The organism is Kitasatospora sp. NPDC036993 (genome assembly GCF_055607525.1).
The window spans coordinates 193677-207845 of sequence record NZ_JBVJRP010000017.1 but is presented as its reverse complement, the minus strand read 5'-3'; the positions used below and the strand labels follow the sequence as shown (position 1 = coordinate 207845).

Sequence of the window (14169 nt, the reverse complement as noted above, 5' to 3'; positions counted from 1 at the left end):
TCCCAGATGCACGTCTCCCGGCTGCTCAGCGCCACCCTGGCCTGGCTCCGCGAGCAACTGGAGGACCGGGACGCCCCCGGCTGGGCCGACGAGCCCCGGCGGCCCGGGTGTCCCGGGTGTCCTGGGTGTCCTGGGTGCCAGGCTGAGCCTGCGGTGTCCGGCTGAGACGGTCGGGCCGGCCGGTCACAGGCCGGGCCCGTCGCAGGTCAGGCCGCTCACAGATCGGGTGGGTGCCGTGTCGAGTCCGAAGGCCATCGCGTCCGGGCCGGAAAGCGCTCCCGTCCGTCCGCCTCGGCTGCCCCGGCCCGGACGGCCCGGCTGCCCGCCGGCCGTCAGGCTGTGTCCGCATCAGGGGCGTTAGCGATCGCGGATCCGGGGTAATCGCCGCGGCGGACCACGGGGGCGGCGCAGCGAGGAGGCGGACAGCATGGACGGACGCGAGCAGGCGGAGCCGCGCGGAACCGGTGGAACCGAGCGGGCGCGGGTGCACGGTTGGGCTCCGGGGCGGCGGCTGGGGCCCCGTCCGGGCCCGGGGCTGCGCGGCGTCGGGCTCGGTCTGCGCGGCCGGGCCTGGGACCTGGTGCGCGGCGTGCGGCCGCGCACCGTCCTCGGGCTCGCCCTGCTGTCGCTGGGCCTGCTGGCGGCCGGTCTGGGGACGTCGAAGGCACCGTTCCTCTGGGGCCTCGCGGGCTGCTGGGCCCTGGCGCTGGCGATCGCCGCCACGGTGCTCCGCGCCTGCGCCGACGGGCGGGGGGACGGGGGGTGAGGGTGTTGTCCGTACCGTCCGTGCTGTCCGCGGTGCCCGTGGTGCGTCCCGGGTGGGTCCGGGCCCCCGCCCTCGCGGCATGGTTCCACTGTGTGATCGGCGCATACTGTCCGTAAACACACGGAGGTGTTCATGCCCATGGTGGATGTCGCGGCCCTCGGCCGGCTGGTCGCGGAGTACGAGGCCCTGTCCCCGTCGCGCTCACCGGAAGCCCGGCAACGGTTGCGCGACGTCTGCTACACGATCGGCATCTACACGGGGGAGGCCGACGCGGCCCGCGCGGTCGCCCGGGCCCGCGTGCTGCTGGACCGTCAGGCAGCCGCAGGTGACGGCGGGGCGGCGGCCGGGACCCCGGTCCCGGACCGCGCCCGCGAGAACCTGCTCGCCGAACTCGGCGACCTCGCGGCCCGTGAACAGGGCCGCCCCGGGCCCTTCTCGACACTGCACGACATCGTTCAGCTGACCCGCGTCACCGTCCCGGACTGCGTGGGCGCCGCCGTGAGCACCTGGCACGACGACGGCTCCGTCGAGACCTTCGCGGCCACCTCGTCGTACCTGATGGCCCTCGAACGCGAACAGGGCGAGGCGGGCGCTGGTCCGCTGTCCCGGATCCGCCGCCAGGGCGAGGGGCAGGTCGTGGTCAAGCTGGACCCGGGCCGTCCCGGCCGCTTCGCAGACCGGGCCCGGCGCTGCGGCGTACGGGCCGTGGCCAGCGCCCACCTGCGCACCCACCCGCACGGGTGCACCGCCTTCAGCGCGTACCTGCGGACGCCGGCCGATCCCGGCACACCGGCCCTCGGACTGGTGGAGGTGCTCGCCCTCCAGGCGTCCGTCGCCCTCGACCGCTTCGCACTCTCCCGGGCGGCCGCCGACCTGCTCGACCGCCGGCACGCCACCGGCCTGGCCATCGGCATCACCGTCGAGCGCTTCGGCGTCACCCCGCACACCGCGATCGGCCTGCTGGTCAGGGCCGCCCAGCGGCTGGGCACGGACCTCGACACGGTCGTCCGGCGCCTGGCGGGGGGTGAGGAGTCGTAAGGGAAGGGGCGTTCCGGCGGTGGCTGTCGGGCCGCCGCCGGAGACTGTCGAGGGGTGGGGAACCGGACGTGCTCAGCGAGCTTCGCCTTGGCGCGAGGACCAGGCGGCCGTTCCGAGGGTCAGCAGCACCGACAGCGCGAACGCCGTGAACAGGTGCTCGCCACTCAGCGCCGCATACCCCAGCAGGGCCGCCTGCGCCCCGGCCGCCGGCACCAGCACGCGCCTGCCCCGGTCGGCCGGCAGCCGCCAAACCGCCCGTACCGCCCACCCGTTGAGCCCGGCCATCACCAGCCCCGCGCTCGCGAACACGTACGGCACCGCCTTCGACCGCGGGGCCAACTCGTCCTCGAAGCCGACGCCGTTGTAGAACAGCGGCACCGCGATGCAGAAGAACAGCACCACCGCCACCGTCTCCAGGGTCAGCAGCACGGTTGCCGCGGCCTGCGACAGCCAGGTGAGACGGGACATGGGTGGGGCCTTCCGGTGGTGAGGTGAGGGTGACGGAGGACTCGTCATCGCGGCGCGGTCGCCCGGCAAGCCGTGCGGATGATGGTGCGCGGGCCGGGGCCGGGGGGTGTCGCGCGCTGCTGCGGGCATGGCACGATGTGCGGGCTCCTTGACGCCATTCGAAGCTGCTACTGACGGGGCGCCACAGCATAGTCAAGAAATGGCAAAGGCCGCGCTGTGCCGCAGGTCGGAAGGCCTCCTCCCCGCACCCGCGGGGGTCAGCCGCTCGTCGACGACGTGCCGCTGTTCGTCCCAGCCTTCTCCCTGCCTGCACCTCACCAGCAGGGGCGCGCCGCTGGCGGCAAAGCGGTTCATCAGATGAACGCCCTTGCCGGGCTCCTCTACGGCGGCTCAGTGTGCGGGGTCGGCGCCGCACCCGGCTGTGGTGAGGAAGGCGGCGACGGCGGTCTTGGCGCCGCGCGGGTCGGAGGCGTCGTACGGGTTGTGCGAGAGCACGAGTTGGCGTCGGCCGTCGGCCGTGCCGGCCACCATCGTCGAGTAGCCGGGGAGGTCTCCGCTGTGGCCCCAGAGCACTCCGCACGGCGTGTCGAACCGAGCCAGCCCCAGTCCGTATCCGCGCCCGGGCCCCGCGTCCACCGTCCGGGTCATCTCGGCGAGTTGGGCGGGCGTCAGCAGCCGGCCGCCCAACAGGGCGGCGGTGAACCGGTTGAGGTCGTCCGCGCTGGATATGCCCTGCCCGGCGGCGCCCAGGACGGACGGGTTGAGTTCGGTGATGTCCACCGGCCCGGTCGAGAGCTTCACGTAGCCGTGGGCGTGCGGGCCGGGCAGTCGCGGCGAGAGCCCGGGCATGCTGGTGTCGTGCAGTCCCAGCGGCCGGATGATCCGCCGGTCGACCTCCTGCTGCCAGGAGTGGCCGGTGACCCGCTCGATGAGCAGGCCGGCGAGCAGGTAGTTGGTGTTGGAGTAGTGCCATCCCTGCCCTGGCGGGAAGTAGGGGGCGTTGCCGTTGGCGAGCGCGAGCAGTTCGGCCGGCTGGTAGGTGCGCCAGCGCGGTCCTGCCAGCCAGCTGCGGTACTGGGCTTCGTCCTGAGGATCGAGGCCCGGTGCATCGGTGTAGTTGTACAACCCGCTGGTGTGGTTGAGCAGTTGGCGGATGGTGATGGTCGCGCCGTTCGGTACCGCGCCGGGCAGGTGGCGTTCGATCGGGTCGTCCAGGCCGATGCGCCGCTCACCGGTGAGTTGGAGTACGACGGTGGCGACGAAGGTCTTGGTGACGCTGCCGATCCTGAACCGGGCCTGAGCGGGCACCGGCGCGCCGGTGCCCAGGTCGGCGACGCCGGCCCGCCCGCGCAAGATGGTCCGCCCGTCCTGGCGGACCTCGCCGACGGCTGCCGAGGAGCCGGCGTCGACGATGCCCTGCAGTGTGGTGCGCAGCGCAGCAACCCCGGCGGTTTCCAAGCGGAGTTCCTGGCGTCCGCCCGTCGGCCGGGCGGGGGATGCGGCGAAGCTCGCGGATGCGCCGGTACCGAGCAGGGCGGCGGCGGTCAGGAGCGCGGCCGCCGAGCGGATGCCGAGTCCCGCGGGGCGCGAATGTGTCGTCACGTCTGACATGGATTTCCCTTCGGGAGCAGGCGCTTGTCGCTGCCCCTGAAGTGAGCCTGCCGGTGGGGTTCCCGTCCGGGCATCCGTCGAAGGTGTCGCACCGTGTCCTACCTGAGGCTGGTGGACCCGGCACCCGTGCGGCCCTGTGGAAGGATCAGAGGCGAATGCTGGCCGGCCACCCTGGGCGCGTGTCTGTGGGCTTCCGTCCGTTCGCTGGGCAGGGCCCGTGGGCGCCCAGGTGCCAGGTTCGGCCGTCGGTCGCCGGGATCCGGTCAACTCGGCTGCGAGGCAAGTGGAGTTCGATGGATCGCAGGCGCACCGGAAGCGGCGGCTTCTAGGCTCGCACGAACAATGGCGTCGTGAGGGGGAGTGCCGTGACCCGTAGGCCTGTCCGGCGGCGGCGCCGTGCGACCACCGTTCGTCGGGTCGTACGGAAGGCGAAGGCCAACCCCCTGCCGTTGGGTATCGCCGCGCTGGTCGTGGTCGCCCTGGCCGTGACGATAGTCCGTTGGTTGGCTCAACACCTGGTGCTGGTCGCCGCGTTGATCGCCATCGGAGCGGTGGCAGGCCTCGTCGTGCTGCGCTCGCGAGCGCGGACCGGCCGACGGGAGCTGGAGGCGCGGACCGCCCAACTGCGGCACATCGGGCCGTTCCTGGAGATGACCCCCAAGGCCTTCGAGCACGCGTTGGCCGACCTGTGCCGTCGGGACGGCTGCACGAAGGTGACGGTGGTCGGCGGCGCCGGAGACCTCGCGGCGGATGTCCTGGCCGTCACTCCCACCGGGCAGCGGCTCCTCATCCAGGCCAAGCGGTACGGGCCGAAGACCTTCGTCGGCTCCCACGACGTCCAGAAGGTCAACGGCACCTACCGCGACGTGCACCACTGCGACCTGGCCGCCGTGGTGACGACCAGCTCGTTCACCAAGGCCGCCGCCGCCTTCTGCACGCAGGTCGGCATCCGTACCGTCGACCGGCGAGCGCTCGCTCTGTGGGCGGACGGGCGGGGCGGCCCGCCGTGGGCCTGAGTTCACCCGTCCGCGCGTTTCGGGTTCGGCCGGGGACAGCAGGAGCCGGCGCTGCTCCCGGTCCAATTCGGCGACGAGGAGCTGGAGTTCGTCACCGATCCGGACCGCACCCGGCGGCTCCCCTTCGGCGGGCGCGAGATTCCGTAGCCGCACCAGCCCTTCGACGCCGTCGGTGACTTGGACGAACACGCCGAACGGGACCACCCCGGTGACCCGCCCCCGCAGCCGTTGACCGACCGGGCTGCGGTCGGCGAACGCCTGGAACGGGTCCGGTCGCAGCGCCCGCAGGGAGAGTCTGGCCTCCAGGTTCCAGGTGTCGGCCTGGAGGAACTCGCACGTGACGCGCTGCCCGACCCGTACGACGTCGGACGCCGCCTCGATGCGCCGCCACGACAGTTCGGGGACCGTGATGAACCCCACGCCGGGGAAGAGCGGGTGGTCGGGGCCGTCGTCCAGCGCCACGAACACGCCGTACCGTTCGATCGCCGCGACGGTGCCGGAGAGTGGCCGGCCGATGCTCAGCGATGCCAGGAACACCTCCAGCTCCGGGCTCCTGGGTGCTCCATCCATGCGACCCAGTCTTCCATCGTGCCCGACCGGTCTGTCGGTGGTCCCGTCTAGCCTGACGGCGAAGTGGACGTCGAAGGACGTCCCGGCGGAACGAACAGGGCGGGTGCGGTACATGAGCGTGGACTTCTTCTGGCGGCGGGTGGACGGAGGACTGCTGGACGAGCTGTCGCCGGGGGAGCTCTTCGACCTGGTGCCGGATTGGTTCGACAGCGAGTTCGGACCGCAGCATCAGGCGGGCACCGTGCTGGCGGTGGAGAGCAACGGATACCTGATGCACGTCGCCCTGATGGAGGCGGTCGGCGGCGCGGGGCCGGACCTGAGAACCGCCCAACTGCCGGTGTTCGCCGGGGAGGAGCGGGTGATCGCCGATGAGGAGACGACGATCCGGGTGCTCCGGCCCGACGAGGTCCGGGCGGCGTCGGCCTTCCTGGAGCGGGTCGGCGTCGACGACCTGGTGAGCACCGTGGGCGCCGCGCTGGCGGAGAAGGTCGCCGACCTCGGATTCGCGACTCCGTGGTCCGAGGAATGGGCCGGCCACCTGACCGCCGACCTGCGCGCGCTGAAGGACCTCTACGCCGTGGCCGCCGCTGCCGGCGATGCGATGGTCAAGTTCGAGTCCGCATGACCTCCTGCGGGCCGGTTCGGCCGAGTGTCAGTGGCATGCGGTTGGGTGTGCACCATGTCCTCGCCGTGGCGGGAGGAGGTCCGCGCGCACTGGCCAGGACTGCTTGACGGCCTGCCGGCGTCGCTCGCGCAATACGCCCAGGCGCCCGAGTTCGAGTTCGACGGGTTCTTCGACGCGACCGTGTGCGCCTGGTACGAGACCGGATCCAGCGGCTGGCAGTGCGGACCGGTCGACTTCACCGACGGTGACACGGACGGTGCCGACTGGCTCTTCGAGGTCCTCACCGGTGCCGACGCCGCGCAGGCGTTCATCGACTACGCGGAGGAGTACCACGAGCGGTCCGTCGACAGGGAGGCGGTGGAGTCGGTCCTGAAGGGCGCCCCGCTCGACCGCCGTACGGTCTCCGCGCTGGCGGACACCGTGGACTTCGACGCCGTCGCGGCGCGGGCACGTGCGTGGGGCTGGACGGTGGTGGACGGCTGACGCTGCGGGGGAGCTTCTCGACTGGCCGCAGCAGGTTCTGCCGCGGCCGGTGAACTCCTCGTTGTCTCATGGGCCTGCGCGGACTTGAGACCGGCATGGACGATTCCGGAGGTGGAGCATGCCCAGGCGTGACTACGAGGACGGCCCGAACGCCCCGAAGGTGAACAGCCTGGTTCCGGCCGCCTCCGTCGTGGTGACCGACGACGCGGGCCGCATCCTGCTCCAGCGCCGGACGGACAACGGCATGTGGGCCCTTCCCGGCGGCACGATGGACATCGGCGAGTCCATCGCCGCGTGCGGCATCCGCGAGACCCGCGAGGAGACCGGCCTCGACATCGAGATCACCGGGATCGTCGGCACCTACACCAACCCCGGGCACGTCCTTGCGTACGACGACGGCGAGGTCCGGCAGGAGTTCTCCGTCTGCCTCCTCGGACGCCCGATCGGAGGGGAGCTGCGGGTGTCCGACGAGTCCCACGACGTGGCGTGGTTCGTCCCGGCCGAGACGGACGAACTGCCGATGGTGCCGAGCATCCGCAAGCGGCTGACGGACTGGCGCTCGGGAGCGATCCCGGTGGTGCGGTGACCGGCGTCGTCGGGCCGGGTGAACGGTGGTGCAGTCTGGGCGCGGAGCGGCCGACGGCCTTGATGCTGCCGCATCGCATGGTGCGGACGGTGTCGGCCGACGGCTGACCCCTGCGGGGTGCGGGGAGGAGCTCAAGGAACTGTGGGCGACCAACCAGGCCGCCGGCTGACCCCCACGGGTGCGGGGAAGAATTCCAAATCGGATTACCCAGGGTGTCCTTGATCGGCTGACCCCCGCGGGCGCGGGGAGGAGAGGACGTCGGATGCGGCGAGGGTGATGTCGTACGGCTGACCCCCGCGGGCGCGGGGAGGAGACTTTGTGGCCTGGGGCGATGCGGCGACCTTGCTGTTTCTTTGCATCGTCAAGTGCGTCCCTGCCCGAACGCCTCTCCACTGTAGATGAACTGTCGAGATGTCAAAGAGCCCGCGAATCATCCCATGTGCTTGCCCGCCACGGGCGTCCGCCGCCACCGCTGTGCGGCCCGCAGACAAGTGTGAAGGCGGGCCCAGGCCAACCCCTGCCGGGGGTGCAGCCGGACTCTTCCGCCGCCCCGCCCGCTCCTAAGGTTGATCATGTGCTCCCGCAGTCAGGGCCGAGGCAGGGGGCTGCGATCATGAGCGGTCCGCGCCGTGCCCGATCGGAGGCCCCGTGAGCAGCCCGCAGACGACTCCTGTCGTCAGAGAACCACACGGCGCCGCACAGGAGTTGCGCGCCGCCGCACAAGCCCTCGGGCGGCTCGCCGTCCTGACGCTGCTGATACCCGTCGGCGTGGTGCTCGCGACGGCCTTCCTGCTGTCCTTCCTGCTCTGGGGCTGCCTCGGGATGTTCCCGCTGTTCCCGGCGGTCATCAGGCGGGTCCGCGCCGTCGCCGTCGCCGGCCGCTGGGCGGCCGGCCACTGGTCGCAGGTGCCGGTACCACCGCCGTACCGGCCGCGTCCGGCCCTGGAGCGCACCCTGCACGGCTGGTACTGGACCGGCCACGACTACCACAGGAACCGCTGGTTCGCGGGTATGTCCCTTGACGTCCGCTGGCTCTGGAACGACCCGGCGACCTGGCGTGACGCCCTCTGGCTGATCACCGACCCGCTGGTCGGCGGCGGCATCGCGGCCGGACCCGTGCTGCTGGCCGGCGCCGGCCTGTACGGAATCGTCCAGGCGCCTCTGCCGTATGACCTGCCGTTCGGCGGCCTGTCCGCCCTGCTCCTCGGTCTGCTCGGCCCCGTACCGATCGCCGGGGGCCTCGCCCTCGCCCGGCCCGCACTGCGCCTGCACGGCCGCTGGACCCGCAGTCTGCTCGGCCCCACCGAGCGCTCCCGGCTCGCCCGGCGGGTCGAGCAGCTCACCGAGATCCGGCTGGACGCCACCGAGGCCCAGGCTGCCGAACTGCGCCGGATCGAAAGGGACTTGCACGACGGCGCGCAGGCCAGGCTGGTCGCGGTGAGCCTGCGCCTGGGCGCGGTCGCGGCGCTGATCGACCGCGACCCGGAACAGGCCAAGCGGGTGGTGACGGACACCCAGGAGAACGTCACCCAGGCGCTCCAGGAACTCCGCGACCTGGTGCGCGGCATCCACCCGCCGGTGCTCGCCGAACGCGGTCTCGCGGAGGGCGTGCGGGCGCTGGCGCTGGACGTCCCGCTGAAGGTCGAGGTGCGGACCGAACTGCCCGGACGGGCCGAGGCGCCGGTGGAGTCGGCGGTCTACTTCGCCGTCAGCGAGGCGCTCACCAACGCCGTCAAGCACGGCGACGCCCGGCACGCCACGGTGCACCTCTCCCACACCGCGGGACTGCTGCGCGCCGAGGTCACCGACGACGGCCGCGGCGGCGCCGACCCCGGCCTGGGCAGCGGCCTGCGGGGCATCCGGCGCAGACTGGCGGTGTTCGACGGTACGCTCACGCTGACCAGCCCCCCGGGGGGTCCGACCAGGCTGATCATGGAGCTACCGTGCGTGTTGTCCTCGCCGAGGACCTCGTCCTGCTGAGGGACGGCCTCTCCCTGCTGCTGAGCGCCCACGGGCACGAGATCGTCGCCGCGGTGGAGAGCGGCCCCGAACTGGCCGCCGCACTCGCCGACCACCGCCCCGACATCGCGGTGGTCGACGTCCGCCTGCCACCCACCTACTCCGACGAGGGCCTCCAGGCCGCACTCGCTGCTCGCCGTGAACGGCCGGGCCTGCCCGTCCTCGTCCTCTCCCAGCACGTCGAACAGCTCTACGCCCGGGAGCTGATCGCCGACGGCGCCGGCGGTGTCGGCTACCTCCTCAAGGACCGGGTCTCCAAGGCCGACCAGTTCGTCGACGCCGTCCACACCGTCGCGGCGGGCGGCACGGTGATGGACCCCCAGGTCATCTCCCGGCTGCTCGCCCGCAACGCCTACGACCAGCCGCTCGCCCTGCTGACCCCGAGGGAACGCGATGTCCTCGCGATGATGGCCGAGGGCCGCTCCAACGCGGCGATCGCCCAGCGGCTGCACTTCAGCGAGGGCGCGGTCAGCAAGCACACGTCCAGCATCTTCGCCAAGCTCAACCTGGGCGCCTCCGACGACGACAACCGCCGGGTGCTCGCCGTCCTCGCGTACCTCGACGGGACGCGCACTGGCTGAGGCCGTACGGCGGGCGGGCGTGGAGCGGGTGACACGCGCCCTCGCGGTGGAAACCCCTGGGAAGGCGGCGAGTCGGGCGCGCCGAACCCCCGGGGATGCGGGGAGGAGGCCTTTACCACGCTCTTGGCCGCCGGCTCGTACGGCTGACCCCCGCAGGTGCGGGGAGGACCGTGTCCCATCTGCGCGGCCGACAGCGGTTACGTCGGCTGACCCCCGCGGGTGCGGGGAGGAGACTTCGTGACCTGGGGCGATGAAGCGAGTTTGCGATTTCTTTGCACGGCCGGACGCCCCCCGTGCGAGCATCCCCGCCGCCGTGGCCTGACGAGATGTCAAGGAGCGCGTGAATCATCCCACGCGGCACTGAGAGAGCAGTAGCCGGAGCGTGAGCAGCAACTGGCGCAGGGGCGCCGGGCTTGGTGCCGCGTCGACGAACCGAGCGCAGGGTCACCCGTCTCCGCGCCCGCGCGAGTTCAGTCGCGCCGCGCGCCCCCGTCGCCGCCCCCCGGCGCACGAATACTGTCACAAATATGGCCGTTGTGCCGCGATGGTGATCATTTAGGAGTACATGGCGAATGTACTGAATATTCCCCTGACTGGTCATCAGGTGTAAGATGGAGAAACCGCGGCTCCGTGCCGAGAACGATATCAACGGGGGCAGTCATGGCTCGTCGATGGGAAGCCGATCCTTCCGCTTCGCTGCAGAAGCGCCTCGGGAAATCCGCCAAAGAACTGGGATCGTCCGACGAGAAGGACGAATGCCCGGACATCTGGCAGCTCTCGAACGGCGATGTCGCGGTGATCGGCCGTGACCTCACGGAGAACTATCGCGGCCGGCTCCCCGAGGGCGTCGTCCTGGGCGCGGACGAGCGGCTCGTCGTCATTCCCGGCCTCATGCTGAGCACGGCGAAAGCGGACATCCCGGATGCCTGATCGGCACGCTCCCGAGCTGCGGCCCGAGTGGGGCGAGTCGCTCGCCCGGGACGACTACAAGCGCGACTTCCGTGAGCGGGACGCGCTGGTCCGCGGCCGGGACTCGTGGAAGCTGGAGCGCCGCCAGCACTTCGAGGAGCAGGGCAGTCCGAGCTGGGATGCCGCCCGTCGGGGTGACTGGGCCGAGGCGTTGCGGCTCCTGGAGGGCCGGCGCCAGGCGCTGCTCGCGATCGGGCGGGAGGACGCGGCGCGGCAGTCGTTCTTCCACCGGGTGCGGGTGGTCGAGCGGCCGTGGACGGACTACCTGTGGTGGCAACTGCACTCGCTGCGGATCCGGGCCGAATGCGGCGAGCGGATCCGCATTGTCCGTGCCGCGGCACTGGCCGCTTCCGAGGAATTCGGGCCGCTGCCGGAAATCGTCGTTCTCGGCGGCCGTACGCTCTACCAGGTGCGCTATTCGGACACGGGAATTCCGGCCGGCGCGGTCAGGTACACCGATCCCGGTCTCGTCCGCCGCTGGGAGGACTACCTCGCGGATCTCCACCGCGCGGGCGAGGACGTCCGGGCCTACTTCGATCGCGAAGTGGCTCCTCTTCCCCCACCCGTACGGAATGGGAGCACAGTGGCGGCCGAGCGCGATGGGAATGCCGTCGGCGCCGGAAGTACGCGGTCCGCGGTGTCCGGTTCCTCCGCTCACGACGTCGTCCAGGCCAGGGACGTCAGCGGAGGCATCCACTTCCACCGTGCGACCGGGCGTTCGGACTCCGCTCCGACACCCCGCCAACTGCCCGCGGACGTCCGTGGTTTCGTCAACCGCGTCGACGAAATCCACCAGCTGGACGACGCCCTGACCGGCGAGGAGCAGCACCCGTCCGACCCGGCCGTCGTCGTGATCGCCGGAACCGCCGGCGCGGGCAAGACCTCGCTCGCCCTGCACTGGGCCCACCAGGCCCGCCACCGGTTCCCCGACGGCCAGTTGTACGTCAACCTCCGCGGCTACGACCCGGGCCGGCCGGTCACCGCCCACGAGGCGCTCCACCGCTTCCTGACGTCCCTCGGCGTCAACGCCGGGTCCGTCCCGCACGACCCCGACGCGGCCGCCGCCCTCTACCGCTCCCTCCTCGCCGAACGCCGCGTCCTGGTCGTCCTCGACAACGCCGCCAGCGCGAACCAGGTGCGTCCTCTCCTCCCCGGCAGTACCGGCAGCCTCGTCCTGGTCACCAGCCGCAGCCGGCTGTCCGGCCTCGCCGTCCGCGACGGCGCCCGCCGGCTCACCCTGCGGACCCTGCCCGAACCCGAGGCCGTCGCCCTGCTGCGCGCCGTCACCGCCGGGCACCGGCCGCAGGACGACCCCGCGAAGCTCACCGAACTCGCCCGTCTCTGCGCGCAACTGCCGCTGGCCCTGCGGATCGCGGCCGAGCGCGCCGCCAGCCTGCCGCACATGGGTCTGGACGACCTGATCGGCGACCTGCGCGACGAATCAGCGCTCTGGGACGCCCTCAGTGTCGGGGAGGACGAGGACGCCGACGCCGTCCGTACGGTCTTCGCCTGGTCCTACCGGGCGCTGCCGGAACAGGTCGCACGCCTCTTCCGCCTCCTCGGCCTCCATCCGGGCCCGGACTTCGGACTGCACGCCGCGACCGCCCTCGCCGGCCTCACACCCAGTCGCACCCGCCAGCTCCTCGACTCCCTGGTCGGCGCCCACCTCGTCGAACAGAGCGCACCCGACCGCTACCAGTTCCACGACCTCCTGCGCGCCTACGCCACCGACCAGGCCCAGCAGGAGGAAACCCCCGCCCAGCGCCAGGCCGCACTGCGCCGGGTGCTCGACTGGTACCTGCACACCGCCGACGCCGCCCAGCAGTGGCTGCGGCCCGCCGAAGACCGGTTGGCACTCGACCCCGCGCCCGACGGAGTCCAGCCGACGGCCTTCGCCGACTACAACGCCGCCGTGGACTGGGCCGAGCGCGAGCGTGCCAACCTCCTGCAAGCCGTCCACACCGCCCGCGCCGCAGGCGAGGACCGGCGGACCTGGCAACTGGCCGCCGTCCTGTGGAACGCCCAGGCCCCCTCCGCCCCCGGCGCGGACTGGCTCCCCGCAGGCCGGCTCGGTCTGGGTGCCGCCGAACGCCTCGGCGACACCGCCGCTCAGGCCCTGTTGCTGACGGACCTCGGCATGGGGCACACCAGGATCAACGCCCTCGACGACAGCCTGGAGCACCACCGCAGAGCCCTGGCGCTCTGGCGCGAACTCGGCGACGGGCCCAACGAGGCGCACTCGCTCAACCTGCTCGGGCTGGTCCACCTGCACAGCAGGCAACTGGACGACGCCGCACGGCACTTCGAGCAGGCGCTCGCGGCTTTCCGACAGGCGAACGAGGCGCACTGGGAGGCCACCACACTCTCCAACCTCGCCAGCACCCACTACCGCGCCGGCCGCCTCCCCGAGGCCGAGGCCGCCGTCGGCCAGGCACTCACCGCCCACCGCGCACTGAAGAACCAACGCGGCGAGGGCAACGCCCTGCGCCTGCTGAGCGACATCCAGCGCGACGACGGCGACCCGGCCGGCGCACTCGCCTCGGCACACGCGGCCCTCGACATCGCCCTGAACCTCCGCGACCACCGCCTGGAAGGCTTCTGGCTCATCACCCTCGGCGACGCCCAACGCGCCGACGGCCAACCCACCGAAGCCCTCGACTCCTACCAGCGCGCCGCCGTCCTCCACCGCCGCCTCGGCGACCGTAGCCGCGAAGCCCTCGCCTGGCACGGCGCCGGCGAGACCTACCGCCACCTCGACCGCCCCGCCGAGGCCGCCGCCTTCCTGCGCCGGGCCGCCACCGCCCACCGCGACCTCGGCGACCCCTGGCACGAGGCCCTGGCCCTCGCCGCCCTCGCGGCAACGGTGTCCGGCGACGACCCCCAGGCGGCCCGGCAGCACCGGGCGGAGGCCCTCGCCCTGCTCGCCGGGTACGGCGACCCGCGGGCGGCCGCGGAGCGGGAGCGCCTCGCGGGGCGGGCGGGGGAGGACTGACGGCGGGTCGGTACCCCGCGGGCGGCGGGGTCGGGAGCCGTCGGTGACGGCCGTGTGGACGCCGATCGGTTGACCCCCCGCGCGTGCGGAGAGCAGGGGGCGCCGGGGTCGAGTCGCGTACGGGTGACCGGCTGACCCCCGAGGGTGCGGGGAGGATCCCGAGCCCATGGGGTCGATGACCCGGCACGCCGGCCGACCCCCGCGGGTTCGGGGAGGAGCGCCGCCTCGACGTCACCCTCAACACGACCGATGGCTGACCCCCGCGGGTGCGGGGAAGGCCCGATCTACAAGCTCTACGCCGGTCTCGACGTCGGCTGACCCCCATGGGTACGGGGAGGCAGCGGCGTTGGCGCGTGCGTAGCGGGTGCCGTACGGCCGACCCCCGCGGGTGCGGGGAGGAGCCTCACGGAGCCACACTCGCTGACGAGGTCTGTGGCTGACCCCC

At 72.5% G+C, this 14169-nt stretch carries 12 protein-coding genes and 1 pseudogene; 10 read left to right on the top strand and 3 right to left on the bottom strand.

Translation table 11 applies throughout. From position 1 onward, the window contains the following. Positions 1-427 precede the first annotated feature (427 nt). Positions 428-766 (top strand): hypothetical protein, encoded by a 339-nt coding sequence (locus ACZ7C5_RS30530; RefSeq protein WP_401088441.1) that lies wholly within the window; start codon positions 428-430, stop codon positions 764-766. A gap of 132 nt (positions 767-898) precedes the next feature. Beyond that, complete coding sequence (locus ACZ7C5_RS30525) at positions 899-1804, top strand: DUF5133 domain-containing protein (protein ID WP_470323881.1); 906 nt, start codon at positions 899-901, stop codon at positions 1802-1804. Between the two features lie 72 nt (positions 1805-1876). On the opposite strand, the gene ACZ7C5_RS30520 is transcribed toward ACZ7C5_RS30525, so the two are convergent. Both ACZ7C5_RS30520 and ACZ7C5_RS30515 read right to left on the bottom strand, forming a co-directional pair. Next, positions 1877-2272 carry a hypothetical protein gene (locus ACZ7C5_RS30520; RefSeq protein ID WP_401088438.1) on the bottom strand — a complete coding sequence of 132 codons (396 nt, stop codon included), beginning with the start codon at positions 2270-2272 and terminating at the stop codon, positions 1877-1879. A gap of 390 nt (positions 2273-2662) precedes the next feature. Further along, the gene (locus ACZ7C5_RS30515) at positions 2663-3730 is read right to left on the bottom strand and encodes a serine hydrolase domain-containing protein (protein ID WP_470323880.1); all 1068 of its coding nucleotides are present in this window, start codon (positions 3728-3730) and stop codon (positions 2663-2665) included. 656 nt (positions 3731-4386) lie between these two features. Here ACZ7C5_RS30515 and ACZ7C5_RS30510 point away from each other — a divergent pair. Continuing rightward, positions 4387-4899, top strand: a complete 513-nt coding sequence (locus tag ACZ7C5_RS30510) for a restriction endonuclease (protein WP_470323879.1) — start codon at positions 4387-4389, stop codon at positions 4897-4899. 93 nt (positions 4900-4992) lie between these two features. On the opposite strand, the pseudogene ACZ7C5_RS30505 reads toward ACZ7C5_RS30510, so the two are convergent. Then, positions 4993-5469, bottom strand: a pseudogene (locus ACZ7C5_RS30505) (S1 RNA-binding domain-containing protein); the annotation flags it as partial. Between the two features lie 112 nt (positions 5470-5581). Here ACZ7C5_RS30505 and ACZ7C5_RS30500 point away from each other — a divergent pair. The 7 genes from ACZ7C5_RS30500 to ACZ7C5_RS30470 all read left to right on the top strand — a co-directional run bounded on the left by ACZ7C5_RS30500 (position 5582) and on the right by ACZ7C5_RS30470 (position 13724). Continuing rightward, a complete protein-coding gene (locus tag ACZ7C5_RS30500; protein ID WP_470323878.1) occupies positions 5582-6094 on the top strand; it encodes a DUF1877 family protein in 513 nt (170 codons plus the stop codon). Between the two features lie 54 nt (positions 6095-6148). Beyond that, positions 6149-6577 carry a hypothetical protein gene (locus ACZ7C5_RS30495; protein ID WP_470323877.1) on the top strand — a complete coding sequence of 143 codons (429 nt, stop codon included), beginning with the start codon at positions 6149-6151 and terminating at the stop codon, positions 6575-6577. 118 nt (positions 6578-6695) lie between these two features. After that, positions 6696-7163 carry an NUDIX hydrolase gene (locus ACZ7C5_RS30490; RefSeq protein WP_470323876.1) on the top strand — a complete coding sequence of 156 codons (468 nt, stop codon included), beginning with the start codon at positions 6696-6698 and terminating at the stop codon, positions 7161-7163. A gap of 648 nt (positions 7164-7811) precedes the next feature. Next, a complete protein-coding gene (locus tag ACZ7C5_RS30485) occupies positions 7812-9143 on the top strand; it encodes a sensor histidine kinase (protein ID WP_470323875.1) in 1332 nt (443 codons plus the stop codon). Continuing rightward, the gene (locus ACZ7C5_RS30480; RefSeq protein ID WP_401088424.1) at positions 9107-9763 is read left to right on the top strand and encodes a LuxR C-terminal-related transcriptional regulator; all 657 of its coding nucleotides are present in this window, start codon (positions 9107-9109) and stop codon (positions 9761-9763) included. Before ACZ7C5_RS30485 ends, ACZ7C5_RS30480 begins: the two co-directional genes overlap by 37 nt. A gap of 660 nt (positions 9764-10423) precedes the next feature. Beyond that, on the top strand, positions 10424-10693 hold the full coding sequence (locus ACZ7C5_RS30475) for a hypothetical protein (protein WP_188296242.1): 270 nt from the start codon (positions 10424-10426) through the stop codon (positions 10691-10693). Then, complete coding sequence (locus ACZ7C5_RS30470; protein ID WP_470323874.1) at positions 10686-13724, top strand: ATP-binding protein; 3039 nt, start codon at positions 10686-10688, stop codon at positions 13722-13724. Before ACZ7C5_RS30475 ends, ACZ7C5_RS30470 begins: the two co-directional genes overlap by 8 nt. Positions 13725-14169: the final 445 nt, after the last annotated feature.